We start from the raw sequence: 287 nt of genomic DNA on the forward strand, positions 1-287 counted from the left end.
GAGCGGGGGTTCAAGGTCAGCCGCAAGCGAGTCGAGAAGCAGATGCGAGAGCAAGGAATCGTGGGTCGCAGGCGACCGAAGTTTCGCAGGACGACGGACTCCAACCACGACGAGCCGATCGCCCCCAACCTCGTCGCCCGCCAGTTCGACGTCGAGGAGCCCGATTGCGTGTGGGTTGCTGACATCACGTACATCTGGACCCTGCAGGGCTGGATGTACCTGGCCGTGGTCCTCGATCTGTTCTCCCGTCGCGTGGTGGGCTGGTCGATGGCCGAGCACATGCGAGT

The 287-nt window shown here is 63.8% G+C and carries 1 protein-coding gene; it reads left to right on the forward strand.

From position 1 onward, the window contains the following. Nucleotides 1–287, forward strand: a 287-nt coding sequence (locus OEB96_RS00170) for a DDE-type integrase/transposase/recombinase (RefSeq protein WP_266213351.1), incomplete at both ends; no start/stop codon positions are given.

Source organism: Paraliomyxa miuraensis, assembly GCF_026337845.1.
GTDB classification, from domain to species: Bacteria; Myxococcota_A; Polyangia; order Nannocystales; family Nannocystaceae; genus Paraliomyxa; species Paraliomyxa miuraensis.